At 33.0% G+C, this 16,905-nt stretch carries 20 protein-coding genes; 13 read left to right on the forward strand and 7 right to left on the reverse strand.

Annotated features, from left to right (window positions below; genetic code table 11):
- Window positions 1-2: 2 nt before the first annotated feature.
- The 4 genes from ACFOWA_RS04440 (at window position 3) to ACFOWA_RS04455 (ending at window position 2,821) form a co-directional block, all read left to right on the forward strand.
- The gene (locus tag ACFOWA_RS04440) at window positions 3-1,004 is read left to right on the forward strand and encodes an FAD:protein FMN transferase (protein ID WP_378982183.1); all 1,002 of its coding nucleotides are present in this window, start codon (window positions 3-5) and stop codon (window positions 1,002-1,004) included.
- A gap of 119 nt (window positions 1,005-1,123) precedes the next feature.
- Window positions 1,124-1,615 (forward strand): peptide-methionine (S)-S-oxide reductase MsrA, encoded by a 492-nt coding sequence (gene msrA / locus ACFOWA_RS04445; RefSeq protein WP_378982185.1) that lies wholly within the window; start codon window positions 1,124-1,126, stop codon window positions 1,613-1,615.
- A gap of 65 nt (window positions 1,616-1,680) precedes the next feature.
- Window positions 1,681-2,451, forward strand: coding sequence for an exodeoxyribonuclease III (gene xth, locus ACFOWA_RS04450; RefSeq protein WP_378982187.1), 771 nt, complete (start codon window positions 1,681-1,683; stop codon window positions 2,449-2,451).
- A 91-nt stretch (window positions 2,452-2,542) separates the two neighbouring features.
- A complete protein-coding gene (locus ACFOWA_RS04455) occupies window positions 2,543-2,821 on the forward strand; it encodes a hypothetical protein (RefSeq protein WP_378982189.1) in 279 nt (92 codons plus the stop codon).
- 259 nt (window positions 2,822-3,080) lie between these two features.
- On the opposite strand, the gene ACFOWA_RS04460 is transcribed toward ACFOWA_RS04455, so the two are convergent.
- Window positions 3,081-3,377 carry an RNA recognition motif domain-containing protein gene (locus ACFOWA_RS04460; RefSeq protein ID WP_378982191.1) on the reverse strand — a complete coding sequence of 99 codons (297 nt, stop codon included), beginning with the start codon at window positions 3,375-3,377 and terminating at the stop codon, window positions 3,081-3,083.
- 277 nt (window positions 3,378-3,654) lie between these two features.
- Between ACFOWA_RS04460 and ACFOWA_RS04465 the strand changes: the two genes are divergently transcribed.
- The 5 genes from ACFOWA_RS04465 to ACFOWA_RS04485 all read left to right on the forward strand — a co-directional run bounded on the left by ACFOWA_RS04465 (window position 3,655) and on the right by ACFOWA_RS04485 (window position 9,438).
- The gene (locus ACFOWA_RS04465) at window positions 3,655-4,527 is read left to right on the forward strand and encodes an OmpA/MotB family protein (RefSeq protein WP_378982193.1); all 873 of its coding nucleotides are present in this window, start codon (window positions 3,655-3,657) and stop codon (window positions 4,525-4,527) included.
- Between the two features lie 507 nt (window positions 4,528-5,034).
- A complete protein-coding gene (locus ACFOWA_RS04470) occupies window positions 5,035-5,601 on the forward strand; it encodes a UbiX family flavin prenyltransferase (protein ID WP_378982195.1) in 567 nt (188 codons plus the stop codon).
- A gap of 109 nt (window positions 5,602-5,710) precedes the next feature.
- Window positions 5,711-7,033, forward strand: coding sequence for a tRNA (N(6)-L-threonylcarbamoyladenosine(37)-C(2))-methylthiotransferase MtaB (mtaB, locus tag ACFOWA_RS04475; RefSeq protein WP_378982197.1), 1,323 nt, complete (start codon window positions 5,711-5,713; stop codon window positions 7,031-7,033).
- Between the two features lie 415 nt (window positions 7,034-7,448).
- The gene (locus tag ACFOWA_RS04480) at window positions 7,449-8,600 is read left to right on the forward strand and encodes a prolipoprotein diacylglyceryl transferase (protein ID WP_378982199.1); all 1,152 of its coding nucleotides are present in this window, start codon (window positions 7,449-7,451) and stop codon (window positions 8,598-8,600) included.
- Window positions 8,601-8,649: 49 nt separating this feature from the next.
- The gene (locus tag ACFOWA_RS04485; RefSeq protein WP_378982201.1) at window positions 8,650-9,438 is read left to right on the forward strand and encodes an inositol monophosphatase family protein; all 789 of its coding nucleotides are present in this window, start codon (window positions 8,650-8,652) and stop codon (window positions 9,436-9,438) included.
- Between the two features lie 73 nt (window positions 9,439-9,511).
- On the opposite strand, the gene ACFOWA_RS04490 is transcribed toward ACFOWA_RS04485, so the two are convergent.
- From ACFOWA_RS04490 to ACFOWA_RS04510, 5 genes are all read right to left on the reverse strand, one after another.
- Window positions 9,512-10,063, reverse strand: coding sequence for a NifU family protein (locus ACFOWA_RS04490; protein ID WP_378982203.1), 552 nt, complete (start codon window positions 10,061-10,063; stop codon window positions 9,512-9,514).
- Window positions 10,064-10,149: 86 nt separating this feature from the next.
- Complete coding sequence (gene purB, locus ACFOWA_RS04495; protein WP_378982205.1) at window positions 10,150-11,496, reverse strand: adenylosuccinate lyase; 1,347 nt, start codon at window positions 11,494-11,496, stop codon at window positions 10,150-10,152.
- Window positions 11,497-11,622: 126 nt separating this feature from the next.
- Window positions 11,623-11,820, reverse strand: a complete 198-nt coding sequence (locus tag ACFOWA_RS04500) for a hypothetical protein (protein WP_378982207.1) — start codon at window positions 11,818-11,820, stop codon at window positions 11,623-11,625.
- A gap of 139 nt (window positions 11,821-11,959) precedes the next feature.
- Window positions 11,960-12,178, reverse strand: a complete 219-nt coding sequence (locus ACFOWA_RS04505) for a hypothetical protein (protein WP_123204291.1) — start codon at window positions 12,176-12,178, stop codon at window positions 11,960-11,962.
- Between the two features lie 137 nt (window positions 12,179-12,315).
- The gene (locus ACFOWA_RS04510; protein ID WP_378982210.1) at window positions 12,316-12,534 is read right to left on the reverse strand and encodes a hypothetical protein; all 219 of its coding nucleotides are present in this window, start codon (window positions 12,532-12,534) and stop codon (window positions 12,316-12,318) included.
- 206 nt (window positions 12,535-12,740) lie between these two features.
- Here ACFOWA_RS04510 and ACFOWA_RS04515 point away from each other — a divergent pair, with 206 nt between their 5' ends.
- The 4 genes from ACFOWA_RS04515 to ACFOWA_RS04530 all read left to right on the forward strand — a co-directional run bounded on the left by ACFOWA_RS04515 (window position 12,741) and on the right by ACFOWA_RS04530 (window position 15,645).
- Window positions 12,741-13,307, forward strand: coding sequence for an RNA polymerase sigma factor (locus ACFOWA_RS04515; RefSeq protein ID WP_378982212.1), 567 nt, complete (start codon window positions 12,741-12,743; stop codon window positions 13,305-13,307).
- A gap of 8 nt (window positions 13,308-13,315) precedes the next feature.
- Window positions 13,316-14,410 carry a S1C family serine protease gene (locus tag ACFOWA_RS04520; RefSeq protein WP_378982214.1) on the forward strand — a complete coding sequence of 365 codons (1,095 nt, stop codon included), beginning with the start codon at window positions 13,316-13,318 and terminating at the stop codon, window positions 14,408-14,410.
- A gap of 145 nt (window positions 14,411-14,555) precedes the next feature.
- Window positions 14,556-15,191, forward strand: coding sequence for a peroxiredoxin (locus tag ACFOWA_RS04525; protein WP_378982216.1), 636 nt, complete (start codon window positions 14,556-14,558; stop codon window positions 15,189-15,191).
- Window positions 15,192-15,447: 256 nt separating this feature from the next.
- Entirely contained in the window at window positions 15,448-15,645 is a 198-nt protein-coding gene (locus ACFOWA_RS04530) for a cold-shock protein (protein ID WP_378982218.1), read from the forward strand.
- A 63-nt stretch (window positions 15,646-15,708) separates the two neighbouring features.
- Here ACFOWA_RS04530 and ACFOWA_RS04535 read toward each other — a convergent pair whose 3' ends face one another.
- Complete coding sequence (locus tag ACFOWA_RS04535) at window positions 15,709-16,893, reverse strand: class I SAM-dependent methyltransferase (RefSeq protein ID WP_378982220.1); 1,185 nt, start codon at window positions 16,891-16,893, stop codon at window positions 15,709-15,711.
- Window positions 16,894-16,905 lie beyond the last annotated feature (12 nt).

Raw genomic sequence — 16,905 nt, forward strand, 5'->3', positions numbered from 1 at the left:
CGATGAAAAATTTATTGTTTCTGGTTATTCTCTTTTCTGCTTTACAGTCAAATTCGCAGGTTTTACGTAAACGCACAACACTATTAATGGGTGGGCGGTTCGATATTACTCTTGTAGCAGAAAGCAAGGAGCTAGCAGAGCAAAATATAGATTCGGTAATTGCAGAAATATCGAGAATTGAAAATTTAATATCCGATTGGAAATCTGATTCTCAAATTTCAAAAGTTAATCAGAATGCTGGAATCGTGCCTGTTAAAGTTGATAAAGAAGTTTTCGAATTAACCAAGCGAGCAATAGAATTATCAAAGGTAACAGATGGCGCTTTTGATATCAGCTTTGCTGCAATGGATAAAATTTGGAAGTTTGACGGCTCTATGACTCAAATGCCATCAGCGGAAATCATAAAAAAATCTGTAGCATTGGTTGGTTTTCAAAATGTTGTTTTAAATCAGGATAGCTCTACTATTTTCCTTAAATACAAAGGAATGAAAATTGGTTTTGGGGCATTGGGCGAGGGATATGCTACCGATAGATGCCGAAAAATGATGTTAACCAAAGGAATTAAGTCTGGTATTGTAAATGCATCAGGTGATATGAGTACATGGGGCAAACAACCAAATGGAAAAAAATGGCTTGTTGGCATCACGAATCCGATTAATGAAGATAAAATCTTAGCCACTATATCATTAGAGAACGCAGCCATAGTTACTTCTGGAAATTATAGAAAGTTTGTAGAGTTTAATGGTAAAAGATATGCTCACATTATCAATCCTAAAACAGGCTACCCAGCAAGCGGATTAATTAGCGTTACTGTGGTAGGGCCAAGTGCAGAAATTGCAAATGGTTTAAGCACATCAACCATGGTTTTAGGAAAAGACGAAGGGATGAAATTTCTAGAAAAATATCCTAATTATAGTTATGTTTTGGTAACTGATGGAAATGAAGTTATTCATTCTGATGATTGGTTAGTGAATAAAATGAAATTACCTTCAAAAATCGATTAATTATAAAACTATACTCTTCTTTTATTGCTAACTTTTGACTTAGGTTTTTGTTATAATTAAATCATTATGACATGATGTATAGCATCCTCGTTGTATCTTTATAATTTAATCAACAAAATATGAATACTGAAAAAGCCATTCTTGCTGGGGGTTGTTTCTGGGGAGTTGAAGAACTTATCCGTCAATTGCCGGGTGTAATTTCTACGGTTGTAGGATATACCGGAGGCGATGTTCCAAATGCAACTTATAGAAACCATGGTACACATGCAGAAGGAATTGAAATCGTTTTCAATCCGGAAATAATCACTTATCGTTCTTTGTTAGAATATTTCTTCCAAATTCACGATCCTACTACTCGAAACAGACAAGGAAACGATGTTGGAACTTCTTACCGTTCTGCAATTTTTTATGTGGATGATAAGCAACGTAATACAGCTGAAGAACTTATTGCAGAAATGGAAGCTTCAGGTAAGTGGCCAGGTAAAATAGTAACGGAAATTGTACCTGAAACAGACTTCTGGACTGCAGAGGAAGACCATCAAGATTATCTCCAAAAAAATCCTTATGGATATACTTGCCATTTCGAAAGGCCAGATTGGAAATTGAATTAAACAAATTTAATCGTGAAAGAGGTTATTGGAAATAATTTTCAATAACCTGTTATAATCATAATTTTATGAAAATAGCTACTTACAATGTAAACGGCGTAAATGGTAGATTGCCAGTATTACTTCGTTGGTTGGAAGAAACTAAACCAGATGTAGCTTGCCTACAAGAGCTAAAAGCACCAGATGAAAAGTTTCCCTTAGCCGCAATTCAGGCCTTAGGATATAATGCGATTTGGCATGGACAAAAAAGCTGGAACGGTGTTGCCATTTTAGCAAAAGATAGAGAAATTAAAGAGCTGCGAAGAGGTTTGCCTGGCGATGAGGAAGATTTACACAGCAGGTATCTCGAAGCTATGGTTGATGATGTGGTTATTGGTTGTTTGTATTTACCAAACGGTAATCCTGCACCAGGTCCAAAACTTGATTATAAACTGAGTTGGTTCGAAAGATTAACAACCCATGCCGCAAAACTCTTAGAATATAATTTACCTGTTGTACTTTGTGGAGATTATAACGTAATGCCAACAGAACTAGATGTTTATAAACCAGAAAGATGGGTTGATGATGCGTTATTTCGCCCGGAAGTAAGAGCCGCTTTTCATAATCTAGTAGAACAGGGTTGGACTGATGCTATCCGTAAACTCTACCCAAAAGATTTAATTTATACCTTTTGGGATTATTTTAGAAATGCCTATGGAAGAGATGCCGGTTTGAGGATAGACCATTTTCTATTAAGCCCTTTATTGGAAGGAAGACTCAAAGCTGCTGGTGTTGATAAACATGTAAGAGGTTGGGAAAAAACAAGCGACCACGGTCCGGTTTGGATTGAGATTACTTAACAACTTTCATCTGTAAAATTCTTGTATTCTATCTGTTACAGGAAATTTAAAAGATAAAAAATGGTTAATTTTAATTATCAAACCTAAAGCAATGGATACCATAAAAGACGAAAAGAAAATTACGGCTTTCCTAAAGAAAATAAAAAAAGAGTGGCCTGGTAAAATAGAGCGATTTGAATTTAAAACCGCCACAGTTATCTATGTACACCTAAAGGAAGGTATTTCTAGTATAGATTTTTTAGGTTCTTTATCTCGAACGGTTGAGCGTTTTGTTGACTTTACCATACCAATAATTTTATATCACGTAGAAAGCGATGGGACTAATTTACGGTCACATCCTATTAATTGGTATTCTTCTTTAAGTAGATAGTTTTTCATTAAAGTTTCATCGGGCTTTTTATTTAACCGAGAAACTTGCAGTGCCTGAGAAAACATCTTCGCTCGATATACCCTGAACTACAATTTTGAATGTATCGGCAATACATAAAAAATGCAGGATAAACTAATATCCTGCATTAACAAACAATCAATCTAGGTATATCTACAAAAATTAACTATTGTAAGGATAAGTAAATTTATCTACACGTTAAAAGTAATCTTAATTCTATTTAAGAGTAAACAAAGAGCAATTATCTTATTGACCTTTTACTGGCAAATTTATTAAACTTTGGCGCCTTAGGAGCCTCATCTTCAGATACTTTAATCGTTAATACATTGCCTTTAAAGGATTCTCCATTTAATGCTGATATAACTCTTTGAGCATCCTCTAATTTGGAAGTTTCTACGAAAGCGTAACCTTTACATTTATGAGTAGCTCTATCTCTAACAACTTTTATTGTTTCAATATTGCAGTACAGACCAATTAGCATGGCAATGTCCATTTCACTAACGTCGGGTCGTAGCCCGCCTACAAAAAGCTTAATCATTAATAGGGTTGTGTTTCAGGTATAAAAGCCGCAAGATAATTCATTTGCGTTGATAAATCAAGATGCTATTGCCAATTCAAAATAATTTTAATAAAAAATGGTGAAAGTATGTTTTTAAAGATTATAAATTATTGCATCTATAGCAATATTAGTAAATAACAAAGGTTTAATGTGCTGATTTAAAGTTAATAAAGCTTAAAAAATCCATGATATTTTCAAAAGGGATCGGTTGTTGTAATTAATTGTGCAAAATTTATAATCTTAAAAATTAAAATTTATGAAACTTTACAAATCACTCCCTTTACTATTACTTTCTACCATTCTGATTTCGAGTTGTGTAAGTAATAAGAAATACACAGAATTACAAACAACCTTTGCTAAGTTGCGTGAAAGAAATCAAGAGCTGAGCAATAAATATCAAGACAGCCAACGAGAATTAACTGGCGCAACCAGTAGAGTTAAAAGTTTGGAAGAACAAATCGCATCTGAAAAAGCAAATACCGCGGCATTACAAGATGCACTAAACAAGTGTCTAAGTTCTAGCAGTCAAGGAAACGTTAATATTTCTAAATTGGTTGATGAAATAAATAGTTCTAATAAGTATATCAAGCAATTAATAAACGCAAAAAACAAAAGCGATTCGCTTAATATGGTGTTAACAAATAATTTAACGCGTTCGTTAAGTAAAGAAGAGCTTGGTGATGTAGATGTACAAGTGCTTAAAGGTGTAGTATATATCTCATTGGCTGATAATATGCTATATAAATCTGGAAGTTATGAAGTATCAGATAAGGCAGGAGAAACCTTGAGTAAAATTGCCAAAATAATTAAAGATTACGATACGTATGATGTTTTAATTGAAGGTAATACAGATAACGTTCCGATTGCTCAAACCAACATTCGTAACAATTGGGATTTAAGTGCGCTTAGGGCATCATCAGTTGTACAGGTTTTGCAAACAAAATATGCTGTTGATCCTAAAAGATTAACAGCAGGAGGTAGAGGAGAATTTAATCCGATAGCCGATAATAGCACTCCATCTGGCAAAACTCAAAACAGACGTACCCAGATTATAATTACACCGAAGTTAGATCAATTTATGGAACTTATTGGTAAAGCACCAGCACCAACTGCCGCTCCAAAACAATAAGTGAAAAACTACATTTCTTAACTGTTTTATAACATCAGGCAGTTTTTATAAATTCTACATCATAGAAAAAGCTGAATCTCTAAATGTGATTCAGCTTTTTCTATTAAAAGTAATATTCTAAATATAAAAAATTAGAATCTTAGTTGCGATATCATCAGAATAAGTCTATAATTGTTATTCTCAGCGTCTTTCTTTCCGTATGCCTGGTGTATATTATGATAACTGTTTTGGTTCATATATTTGCATTTGCACAATATTCATAAATAATTGTTTTATAAATTTTATATTTATTATTCTGATAATCAAATGGTTGTGTAAAGCGTGTGATAATTATCAATGCTAACAGGCGATTTAACATATTACAATAACCTTTTTTTAAAAAAATATATATATTTGTTCTTACCCTTTTAGGGTATGTTTTTCATAGGTAGATGTAGGGTCGAATACTTGTATTCGGCCCTTTTTTATTGCATTATATATTTTTTAAAGCTTATTTTTGCTGATGTAATGGGTAAGAAAAAAATTGTTATTGCCGTAACAGGTGCAAGTGGTTCAGTTTATTCAAAGGTTTTGTTTGATCAACTGATTAAACTCGAAAATCAGATAGAAGCTGTTGGTGTTGTAATGAGTGATAATGCTAAAGAAGTTTGGCAATTCGAATTAGGAAATCAGGACTATAAAAATTACAATTTTACTTTTTATAGTAAAAATGACTTTAATGCACCATTTGCATCGGGTTCTGCTAAATATGATACTATGATAATCGTTCCTTGTTCAATGGGTACTTTAGGTAGAATTGCTCATGGTATTTCTAACGACTTAATTTCCAGGGCGGCTGATGTAATTTTAAAGGAACGTAGAAAACTTATTGCTGTTGTAAGAGATACGCCATTTAGCCTAATACACATTAACAACATGAAAACTGTTACTGAGGCCGGAGGCATTATTTGTCCAGCGAATCCATCCTTTTATAGTTTGCCAAAATCAATCGAAGAAGTTGCTGGAACTGTTATCAGCAGGGTTTTAGATCTTGCCGATCTCGAACAACAAAGCTATCGCTGGCAAGAAGATTAGTAGATACATTAACTCAGTTCTTCTTCTTATTTAAAATTTACAAATTCCAAACGGACCAATTGGTGAAATTTATCAACTGAAAGCTTATTTTGCTATCTTTGCAGGCTAAATGAAAAAGGTCGCATTTTATACATTAGGTTGTAAATTAAATTTTTCCGAAACATCAACCATTGGTCGCTTATTTACCGACGCAGGTTATGCTGTGGTAGAATTTCAGGATACTGCTGATGTGTACGTAATAAATACTTGTTCGGTAACAGACCATGCCGATAAAAAGTGCCGTAAAGTTGTTAAAGAAGCTTTAAAGCACTCTCCCAATGCATACATTACCATTGTTGGTTGCTATGCACAACTAAAACCTCAGGAAATAGCTGAAATTGAAGGTGTTGACATGGTTTTGGGCGCTGCAGAGAAATTTAGAATAGTTGAGTTTATTTCTGACTTGACAAAAAATCCTAAAGCTATTGTTCATCAGCAAAATATAGAGAAAGTAAACCATAATTTTATAGCATCATACTCTATTGGGGATAGAACCCGTACTTTTTTGAAGGTTCAGGATGGTTGCGATTATCCTTGTACCTATTGTACAATTCCCTTAGCCCGAGGAGCAAGCCGTAGCGATACTATTGAAAATGTAGTCTACAGGGCCAAAATGATTGCCGAAAGTGGTGTTAAAGAAATCGTTCTAACAGGAGTAAATCTTGGTGATTTTGGCATACGCAATGGCGAACGTGAAGATAAATTTTTCGATTTGGTTAAAGCATTAGATGAAGTTGAAGGCATTGAAAGAATCCGAATTTCATCTATAGAGCCAAATTTACTAAGCAACGAAATTATAGCATTTGTATCCACATCAAAACGTTTTGTTCCACATTTTCATATTCCTTTACAATCTGGTTCTGATAAAATATTAGGTTTAATGCGTCGTCGCTATCGTAGAGATTTATACGTGGAAAGGGTTGCGAAGATAAAAGAAGTTATGCCAAACTGTTGTATTGGTGTAGATGTTATTGTTGGCTTCCCGGGAGAAACAAAAGAAGATTTTTTAGATACATACCAATTTTTAAACCAACTTAATATATCTTATTTGCATGTTTTTACCTATTCGGAACGCGAATTGACTGCTGCTGCTGAGATGAATGGTGTAGTAGCGGGAAGTGTAAGAAACGAGCGGAGTAAAATGCTTCATATATTATCTGATAAAAAACGAAGAGCGTTTTATCAATCTCAAATTGGTACCGATGGTGAAGTATTATTTGAGGCCGACCAAAAAATGGGTTACATGCATGGTTTTACAAAAAACTATGTGAAGGTTCGTGCTAAATACGACCCGCTTATGGTTAATGAACTTAAGAATGTAAAGCTAATAGAAATGACTGCTGAAGGAGAAGTTGAGGTTGCACAACTAGAAACATCTGTTTACGCTCATTAGTTGTAGATCATTAGTAGCAAGTATTTAGTATCAAGTATCAAGATTGGATTTATAGTCTGACTGATAGTTTTTAGTATCAAGTAAGTATCGAGTATCAAGATTGGATTTCAAGTATCAGATTTATAGTCTGACTGATAGTTTTTAGTATCAAGTAAGTATCGAGTATCAAGATTGGATTTCAAGTATCAGATTTATAGTCTGACTGATAATTTTAGTATCAAGTATCAAGATTGGATTCATAGCACAGCAATTATTCTAATTTGAAGTCATCCAAGTTTCTTTTATTTACCTGTAGTCATCTCCGCCAAAAACCTCAAACATACGAGATTTCCCTTTCTCCCTCGAAAAGTTTTCTTCCATAAACAACCTTTTAGTCTTTCAGCTTTCTTTACTATCTTCGCCTTAAAATATTTGTATGTTTCCTACCGTTTCGCACTTTTTAGAATATCTTTTTGGTATTAATTTACCCCTTCCTTTTAATACTTTCGGCGTTTTTGTAGCAATTGCTTTTGTGGCAGGCTATTGGGCTTTTTCTGAAGAGTTAAAACGAAAAGAAGCTTTAGGAATTCTGCATCCTTTTAAAAAAAAGGTAACAATAGGTAAACCTGCAACAACTTCCGAATTATTATTAAACGGACTTTTTGGATTCATTATCGGCTATAAATTAGTTTATGCACTATTAAATTACAAGCTTTTTGTAAATGATGCACAAAGCGTATTAATGTCTTCTAAAGGAAACATTATTGGTGGTATCTTATTAGCAGTATTGTTTGCTTACTGGGATTATAAAGAGAAAGACAAATACAAATTAGATAAACCAAAAGAAACCATTGTTACCGTTCACCCATATCAATTAATGAGTAATTTAATTGTTTGGGCCGCTATTTGGGGCTTTTTAGGTGCTAAATTTTTCGATAATCTAGAATATTGGGATGATTTTGTTCAACATCCGATTGAACGACTACTATCGTTTAGTGGCTTGACCTTTTATGGCGGATTAATTTGCGGAGGTGCAGCAGTACTTATCATCGCTAAAAGAAACGGAATTAAACCACTTCACATGCTTGATGTTGGCGGTCCTGGGATGATGCTTGCTTATGCGGTTGGTCGTATTGGTTGTCATTTATCTGGAGATGGCGATTGGGGCATTGTCAATCCAAATCCGAAGCCGTTTTCTTGGCTGCCTGATTGGTTATGGTCTTATAAATACCCAAATAACGTGGTTGGAGAAGGAATTCCTATTCCGGGTTGTACATCCGGCAAATTTTGTAATGAATTGACTCAAGGTGTTTATCCAACTCCAATATATGAAGTAATTGTTTGCTTAATCCTTTTTGCGTTTTTATGGAGTATTAGAGATAAAATAAAAGCACGAGGGTTAATGTTCGGTATCTATATGATTTTAAATGGGATAGAACGTTTCTGCATCGAATTAATTCGGGTAAATTCTAAATATCACGTTTTTGGTTTGTCATTTACTCAAGCTGAAATGATTTCTACCTTTTTAGTTATTGGTGGTATTGCTTTATGTATTTATGCTTTAAGAAATAAGAATAAGTTAGCTTAAATATCGCTCCGAATAAGTCAACAACCCTTTGCATTAATTGTTAAACCCTATGAATTACGAATTACTTTGCAATAAAGTTATATCCATTGTTAAGCTTACCGGTAACTTTATCCGCAAAGAAGCTTTAGAATTTGATGCAAACAAGATAGAATACAAAGGCTTGAATGATATGGTTTCTTATGTAGATAAAACTGCAGAACAGATGCTCGTTCAAAACTTAGAAAATTTAATACCCGATGCTGGATTTATTACCGAAGAAAAGACAATTAACAGGGTCGGTAAAACTTACACCTGGATAATTGATCCATTGGATGGTACAACAAATTTTATCCACGGCATACCAGCTTATGGCATAAGTGTTGCGCTTTATGAAGATGCTGTACCTGCTTTAGGTGTTGTGTATGAACTTAACAGAGGTGAAGTTTTTTATTCTTATAAAGGTGGTAAGGCATTTTTAAACAAACAAGAAATTCAGGTTTCTAAAAATCCAGATTTAAAGTCCAGCTTATTGGCTACAGGTTTTCCTTACTATCAATTTGAAAAGCAAGCCCAATATTTGAAATTGTTAGCCGAAATGATGCAGAAAAGCCATGGTGTGCGTAGGATAGGAGCAGCGGCAATTGATTTAGTTTATACTGCCTGTGGGCGATTTGATGCCTTCTTCGAGTATAATTTACAACAATGGGATTTCGCAGCAGGTTGTTACATCGTTCAGCAAGCAGGTGGAGAAGTTTTCGATTTCTCTGGCGGTAATGATTATTTTAACAAGAGAGAAATATTAGCTACCAATGGAAAGATAACAGCCGAATTGTTGGATGCCATTAAACGTAATTTTTAATGATTATGATGTATAAAAATAAAGCTCCCAGACTTTTAAATCTGGGAGATTTATTTTTGTAATAAGAATATTTTTATAATGCTTCCGAAACTACGTCAGTAACCTCTGGAACCATTCTTTGTAATAAATTTTGAATGCCTGATTTTAGCGTGATGGTAGAAGAAGGGCAACCGCTGCATGAGCCACGAAGCTCTACGGTTACAACACCTTCATCAAAAGATTTGTACGTAATGGCACCACCATCTTGTTCTACAGCCGGGCGAACATAATCTTGCAAAATTTGTTGAATCTTAATCTCCGTTTCCGAACCTTCAAAAGCTGGGGCTTCCTCGGCAGTTGCTTCTTTAATTTTCAATTCAGATTCTACAGCACCTTTAACAAATTCCTTTAAAATTGCTTCGATATCAGCCCATTCAGCATCATCTGTTTTGGTTACCGTTACAAAATTACTTGCAAAAAATACACCCGAAACAAAATTGAACTTAAATAACTCCTTAGCAAAAGGTGAAACTTCTGCACTTTCTTTCGTTGCAAAATCCTCACTTCCATTAATTAATAATTTGTTCACCATAAACTTCATGGTGGCAGGATTAGGAGTTTGTTCTGTATATACGTTAATAGTCATGTCTTAATCAATTAGAATGTGTAAAATTAACAAATACTGTTTAATAAAGCTTTCAAGTGCTGTCTGTTTAGCGTCAATTTAATTTGCTAAAAAACGCCTGTATAATTAAAAGGAGTAACGGTTCGCAATTGGGTTTTAACAGCTTCAGATACATCTAAACCATCAATAAATTCAGCGATGCTTGTAGCGTTTATTTTAGAGTTTGTGCGTGTCAATTCTTTTAAAGCCTCATAAGGATTCGGGTAGTTTTCTCGTCTCAATACCGTTTGAATTGCTTCGGCTACAACTGCCCAGTTATCATCTAAATCGGCATGTAAAGCTTGCTCATTTAATATAATTTTATTTAAACCACGTAGTGTAGAATTTATAGCAATTAACGTATGAGCCAAAGGAACACCAACATTTCTTAAAACGGTAGAATCTGTTAAATCTCTTTGTAAACGCGAAATAGGTAATTTAGCAGCAAAAAATTCGAACAAGGCATTAGCTATGCCGGCATTACCTTCAGCATTTTCAAAATCAATTGGGTTAACTTTGTGTGGCATAGCCGATGAACCAATTTCGCCAGCCTTAATTTTTTGTTTAAAATAATTTTTAGAGATGTATGTCCAGATATCTCTGTCCAAATCGATAATGATGTTATTAATTCTTTTTAATGCATCACATTGAGCAGCGAATTGATCGTAATGCTCAATTTGTGTTGTGTATTGCGCTCTGGTTAACCCTAAAGTTTCGTTTACAAACTGGTTAGAAAATTGCACCCAGTTTACTTGAGGATATGCAATATGATGAGCATTAAAATTCCCTGTTGCACCACCAAATTTTGCACTATTAGGTATTTCCTTCAAGGTATTTAATTGGATGCTCAACCTTTCGGCAAAAACTAAAAACTCTTTGCCCAATTTAGTTGGCGATGCAGGTTGACCGTGTGTAAAGGCCAACATTGGTATATCTGCCCATTCGCTAGCTAGTGCATTAATTTTATCAATAAGCACTTCTAAAGCTGGGTAATAACTTTCGTTAAGGGCTAATTTAATAGAATACGGAATGGCCGTATTATTTATATCCTGAGATGTTAAACCAAAATGAATAAACTCTTTAAAATTTTGTAGGGATAAAGAATCAAATTTGCTTTTGATAAAATATTCTACGGCTTTAACATCATGATTGGTTACCTTTTCTGTTTCCTTTATTTCGAGTGCATCAGCTTCTGAAAAGTTTTGATGGATGCTCCTTAATTCCGTATAAAGCGTTTTATCGAAGTTTTCTAAACCAGGTAAGTTGATTTCGCATAGGGCAATAAAATATTCAACTTCTACAAAAACACGATATTTTATTAAAGCTTCTTCAGAAAAATAGGCAGCTAAATTTTCGGTAGTTTTTCTATAGCGTCCATCAACAGGAGAAATGGCTTGGAGTGAGGTTAAATTCATTATGCTGATTATTTTTTTTGCCGCAAATTTACTACAATTGATGGATTATTGTTGAAATGAAAATTTCTTTTAAATAAAAAAGGCTTCGAAATTTTACGAAGCCTTTTTTTTAAACGAAAATTGAAACTACATTTTAACAGTAGTGTCTTTCGCCATTGTGTCGGTAGCCATAGAATCTTTCATCATAGTATCAGTCATTGATGTGTCCATTACCGAAGAATCTGTTGTTGTAGAATCAGCACCATCGGCCTTTTTTTCTGAACAAGCAACTACTGATAGCGATAAAGCTAACGCTAAAAAGCCTAATTTGAATGCATTTTTCATTTTGGATGATTTTTTTTATTTGTTTGTGGTTAAATTGTTGATTATTAATGCAATTATACTGAAAATCAATCTAATAATCATAAAAAAAAGACCTTAGATTTATTTCTAAGGTCTTTCTTTTTATAAATTAAAGCAAAAATTAGTTTTTTACTTCAGTTTTTTCAGTTGTAGCTTTAACTGTTGTGTCTTTAACTGTAGAATCTTTAACAACTGTATCAACAGAAGTTGTATCAGTAACGATTGTAGAAGAATCAGTTAAAGTTGTGTCAGCGCCATCAGCTTTTTTTTCTGAGTTACAAGCAGCTACTGATAAAGATAAAGCTAAAGCTAAAAAGCCTAATTTGAATGCATTTTTCATATTCGAGATTTTTTTTGTTTTAAGTTATTAATTACACCTTAATACCACAATTATAAAAAGGTAACCCAAAAAAATAAAAATAAAAAAAAATAGGCTTTGAAATAATTCAAAGCCTATTTTTTATGAGTAAAATTAAACTAGTGTTTAACTTCAGTTTTTTCAGTAGTAACTTTTACTGAAGTATCTTTTACAGTAGAATCTGTAACTGTAGTATCAGTAGCAGTAGTATCAGTAACGATAGCAGAAGAATCAGTTAAAGTAGTATCAGCACCGTCAGCTTTTTTCTCTGAATTACAAGCAACAACTGATAAAGATAAAGCTAAAGCTAAAAAGCCTAATTTGAATGCATTTTTCATGTTTGATTTTTTTTAAGTATTAATTAATTTACTGTTAATGCCGCAAAGGTAAAAAGGTAACCCGATAATTTTAAAAAAAGTGAAAATATATTTTTTGTCGTTTTGGGTTATTGTTTAATGTGGATAGTATTAAGTTATAGTTAGTAGCTATAAATATTTTTTTTATCTAATATTGGGTTACTATTTACAGAAAAAAGTATTAATTGGTGAATAACGGTTTAAAGAGTTCAGTTCCAACAGATAGAGAGGTTATTTTAGGTATTCTAAATAACTCTGGTGATACACTTAATAAGTTATATAAGGCTCATTTTGCAATGATATTGCAATTTATCCTGAATAATAATGGCAATGAAGATGACGCAAAAGATGTTTATCAAGAAGCAATTATTATTCTATATAATAAAGTTAAAGAAGGTAATTTCGAACTCAGCAGTAAACTCAAAACATATATTTACTCGGTTTGCCGTCGTATTTGGTTAAAAAAATTAACTCAAAATAGTAAGAAGACAGGCAACATTACCGATTATGAAGATGTATTTGTAGTTGAGGAGGATGTAGAACATCATGAGGAGAAAGATGCAGCCTTTATTAAAATGCAATCGGCACTTGATCATCTGGGCGAACCTTGTAAAACCATTATTCAAGATTTTTATATTAATAATTTATCCATGCAGGATATTTGCGAAAAGTTTGGTTATACCAATACTGATAATGCAAAAACACAAAAGTATAAGTGCATGCAAAGGTTAAAAAAAATATTTTTTCAACATTAATAATTGAGATGAGAAACGATTTAGAGTTAGATGCAATTATTGAAGATTATCTTTTAGGTAAGCTTAATGCTAAAGAAACTGAAGCCTTTGAACAATTGCGTCGTAATGATGCAACAGTAGATCATAAGGTGGTTTCGCACAAGGTGTTTTTGCATACCATGGAAGAATATGCACAACAATTACGCTTAAAGGAACAATTAGACAGTATTCATAGTGAAATTGATGTGGATGCAATTGCTGCTCAAGTGGGTCCTCATCCTTCAAAGGTTGTTCAATTGTGGCGCAAACATAAATCTGCAATTGCAGTTGCTGCTTCGTTTATTATTTTATCATTTGTTTCTATTTATTCTATACAGCATAATAGTCAACAAACTGATAAATATGTTCAATTGAGCAAGCAGGTTACTAATGCTGTAAAAACTCAAAACAATTTAATTAGAAAGATTAGTAGTGATAACACTCCCGTAAATAAATTAATTAACCCTGGTAATTTTGGCGGTACAGGTTTTGCAGTATCAACCAATGGTTACATTGCTACAAACCTTCACGTTATTAAAGATGCTGATTCGGTTTATATTCAAAATAGTGAAGGTGAATCATTCAAAGTAAAAGTTGTACACAGAGATTCTGAATATGATATTGCAATTTTAAAGATAGACGATAAAAACTTCAGAAATTTATCAGCACTTCCATATACTATTAAGAAAAATAGTACAGGCGTAGGTGAGAACGTTTATACATGGGGCTACCCGAAAGACGATGCCGTTTTAGGTGAAGGTTACGTAAGTTCTAAAAGCGGTTTTATAGGTGATACAACACAATATCAAGTTGCAATTCCTTTAAATCCAGGTAACAGTGGTGGTCCGTTGTTAGATAATAATGGTAACCTTGTTGGTATTATCAGTGGAAAAGAAACCGCCGCAGAAGGTGCTTCTTTTGCTGTAAAATCAAAATATATATTAGAAGCCATGCGAGCAATTCCTCAAGATTCTTTAGGTAAAAAACTTACTGTTAATAAGAAAAGTATTTTATCAGGAATGAGACGCGACAAGCAGATTGAAAAACTGCAAGATTATGTATTTATGATAAAAGTTTATAACTAATAACCCAAACAAATTAATATTGTCTAAACCTTCTAACATAAGCTTAGAGGGTTTTTTTATAATATTTCTGCAAAACAATATAATGTCTATGTATTTAGTATAGTATTTGGTAGATTTGAATAAATCAACTTAAAAAATAAATACTATGAGCATAAGATTAGGCGATACAGCACCAAATTTTAAGAGTAATACATCGATTGGTGAAATTGATTTTTATGAATATTTAGGTGATAGTTGGGGAGTTTTGTTTTCTCATCCAGCAGATTATACACCTGTTTGTACCACAGAATTGGGTAGAACAGCGGCACTCAAAGACGAATTTGAACAACGTAATGTTAAAGTTTTAGCCATAAGTGTAGATACGGCCGATTCTCATAAAGGCTGGATTAATGATATCAATGAAACGCAAAATACTTCTGTAGAGTTTCCAATTATTGCAGACCCTGAAAAGGTTGTCGCAAATCTATATGATATGATTCATCCTAATGCATCTGAAACATTAACTGTAAGATCATTATTTGTTATCAGTCCTGATAAAAAAATCAAATTAATTATAACCTATCCAGCATCTACAGGAAGAAATTTTAACGAGGTACTACGTGTAATAGATTCGCTGCAATTAACAGCAAAATATAGCGTTGCAACCCCGGCAGATTGGCAAGATGGAGAAGATGTTATTGTAATGAACAGCATCAAAACGGAAGATATTCCAGATAAATTTCCTAAAGGACATAAGGTTATTAAACCTTATTTACGTACTACGCCTCAGCCAAACAAATAATTAACCACATGCATAGTCAAACGATAGTGTGTTTAGGTAGTTCAACCGCTGAGCAGCGAAATTATTATAACATAAAATTATTATTACGCAACATGAAATCGATTTTTTTAAATGTGTAAATCATTATATTTGATGGTTTTGTTTCCCTATTTAGTGCATATTCTGGCTGTTTAAACAATTTAAATTCCAATTAATTGTAAAAAATAAGAAACAAGGCGATAAGGGTTTTATTTTTTATACAATTTTTTATTATTTTATGGCTAACGGAAAAGTTAAATGGTTTAACACTGAAAAAGGCTTTGGATTTATTGTTCAAGAAGACAATAAAGATTTATTTGTGCATTTTAAAGATGTTTTGGGCGGAATTGAAAGTTTAAAAGAAAATGACGAGGTAGAATTTGAAGTTGCTGAAGGCAGAAAAGGTTTACAGGCAGTAAACGTTAAAAAGGTTTAGGCAGCATTTATATAATTGTACATCCCTAAAGCAAAAAGGCTTTCCATTATCTGGAAAGCCTTTTTAATAATACTGAATTATTGAAGCCTTAATTATGATATTCTGATTTTGGTAGTTTTTAGTGAATATTAAAAACTTATCATTACCGCTCTTAATCTTGTATTTTTTGATTAAATCTTCTGCTTTAGCAGGGTAATTTCTTACAATAACGTTTCCGATTAATATTTTTTCAGTTTTTAAATCACTGCCTGAAATAATATTTTCAATTTTCAATATCCTTCCAGGAAATGAATTATTAATCGTTTCTGAAATGTACAATTGAGTTTGATGCTGTAACTTTATTAAATTATAGTGCATAGCAATTAAATTAAAAGCACCAGATTTTAATAGAGCTGCATCCGGCTCGTATAGGTAATTCCCTAAACTTATATTCTCAGCAAAGTTAGCAGGTACAGCTGCTTGTGTTTTGAAAAAACCGAATTCCTTTTCCTGATCGTTTATTGTTACGGCAACAATTTTAATGTCTTCATTGTAATCTTTATCTATAATCCAAAGTAATTCTTTGCATTCATTTTTTACACTAATAATATGAATTTCGCTGACGTTAGCTAATTCTAATAACCCTGCTGAAATATCTAATAATGGAGCTGTTTTAACAATTATTCTTTGCGCTTTAGATAGTAATTTATTAAGATTGGAAACTACATTAGGCGTACAATCCTTTAGCATAAAAACTTTTCCTTTTTCAGCTCTTCGGGCAGGGTCAACATATATCGTATCAAATGTTTGGTTTGAAGTATTTATAAAGTCTAAACCATCAGCAGCAATGAAATCAATATTATTTGCACCGAAAATTGAAGCGTTGTGCTTAGAAATTGCAGATAGTTCTGGATTAATTTCACAATGAGTAACATGGTTAATATACTTTGCAAAATAGAACGAATCTACCCCAAAACCTCCAGTAATATCAACTAAAGATTTCCCTTTAACTAACCTCGATTTATATTTTGCAGTAATTTCTGATGAAGTTTGTTCTATCGAAAGCGCCAGAGGATAGTAAATACCTGTTGTGCCAAACCAAGATGGTAACTTTTTTTCAGACTTCTTTTTAGCAGTAATTTGGTTTGCTAACTCAGCTGGGCTTATATTTTCAAACGGACTCTTAGCTAAAGCAATTTGATTTATATCTGCATTTAAATTTGCATTGACATAATCTTGAACGGCTTTATCTAAAATACATTTATTCATTTTTTACTTAAG

The organism is Pedobacter lithocola, from assembly GCF_042650845.1.
Taxonomy (GTDB): Bacteria; Bacteroidota; Bacteroidia; order Sphingobacteriales; family Sphingobacteriaceae; genus Pedobacter; species Pedobacter lithocola.

Coding starts and splice junctions, on each gene's coding strand:
- ACFOWA_RS04465 (WP_378982193.1), top strand. CDS start 3,655: ATGAAACTTTACAAATCACTCCCTTTACTATTACTTTCTACCATTCTG.
- ACFOWA_RS04485 (WP_378982201.1), top strand. CDS start 8,650: ATGAATTACGAATTACTTTGCAATAAAGTTATATCCATTGTTAAGCTT.
- xth (WP_378982187.1), top strand. CDS start 1,681: ATGAAAATAGCTACTTACAATGTAAACGGCGTAAATGGTAGATTGCCA.
- ACFOWA_RS04510 (WP_378982210.1), bottom strand. CDS start 12,534: ATGAAAAATGCATTCAAATTAGGCTTTTTAGCTTTAGCTTTATCTTTA.
- ACFOWA_RS04480 (WP_378982199.1), top strand. CDS start 7,449: ATGTTTCCTACCGTTTCGCACTTTTTAGAATATCTTTTTGGTATTAAT.
- purB (WP_378982205.1), bottom strand. CDS start 11,496: ATGAATTTAACCTCACTCCAAGCCATTTCTCCTGTTGATGGACGCTAT.
- ACFOWA_RS04525 (WP_378982216.1), top strand. CDS start 14,556: ATGAGCATAAGATTAGGCGATACAGCACCAAATTTTAAGAGTAATACA.
- ACFOWA_RS04470 (WP_378982195.1), top strand. CDS start 5,035: ATGGGTAAGAAAAAAATTGTTATTGCCGTAACAGGTGCAAGTGGTTCA.
- ACFOWA_RS04460 (WP_378982191.1), bottom strand. CDS start 3,377: ATGATTAAGCTTTTTGTAGGCGGGCTACGACCCGACGTTAGTGAAATG.
- mtaB (WP_378982197.1), top strand. CDS start 5,711: ATGAAAAAGGTCGCATTTTATACATTAGGTTGTAAATTAAATTTTTCC.
- ACFOWA_RS04520 (WP_378982214.1), top strand. CDS start 13,316: ATGAGAAACGATTTAGAGTTAGATGCAATTATTGAAGATTATCTTTTA.
- ACFOWA_RS04535 (WP_378982220.1), bottom strand. CDS start 16,893: ATGAATAAATGTATTTTAGATAAAGCCGTTCAAGATTATGTCAATGCA.
- msrA (WP_378982185.1), top strand. CDS start 1,124: ATGAATACTGAAAAAGCCATTCTTGCTGGGGGTTGTTTCTGGGGAGTT.
- ACFOWA_RS04530 (WP_378982218.1), top strand. CDS start 15,448: ATGGCTAACGGAAAAGTTAAATGGTTTAACACTGAAAAAGGCTTTGGA.
- ACFOWA_RS04490 (WP_378982203.1), bottom strand. CDS start 10,063: ATGACTATTAACGTATATACAGAACAAACTCCTAATCCTGCCACCATG.
- ACFOWA_RS04440 (WP_378982183.1), top strand. CDS start 3: ATGAAAAATTTATTGTTTCTGGTTATTCTCTTTTCTGCTTTACAGTCA.
- ACFOWA_RS04500 (WP_378982207.1), bottom strand. CDS start 11,820: ATGAAAAATGCATTCAAATTAGGCTTTTTAGCGTTAGCTTTATCGCTA.
- ACFOWA_RS04505 (WP_123204291.1), bottom strand. CDS start 12,178: ATGAAAAATGCATTCAAATTAGGCTTTTTAGCTTTAGCTTTATCTTTA.
- ACFOWA_RS04455 (WP_378982189.1), top strand. CDS start 2,543: ATGGATACCATAAAAGACGAAAAGAAAATTACGGCTTTCCTAAAGAAA.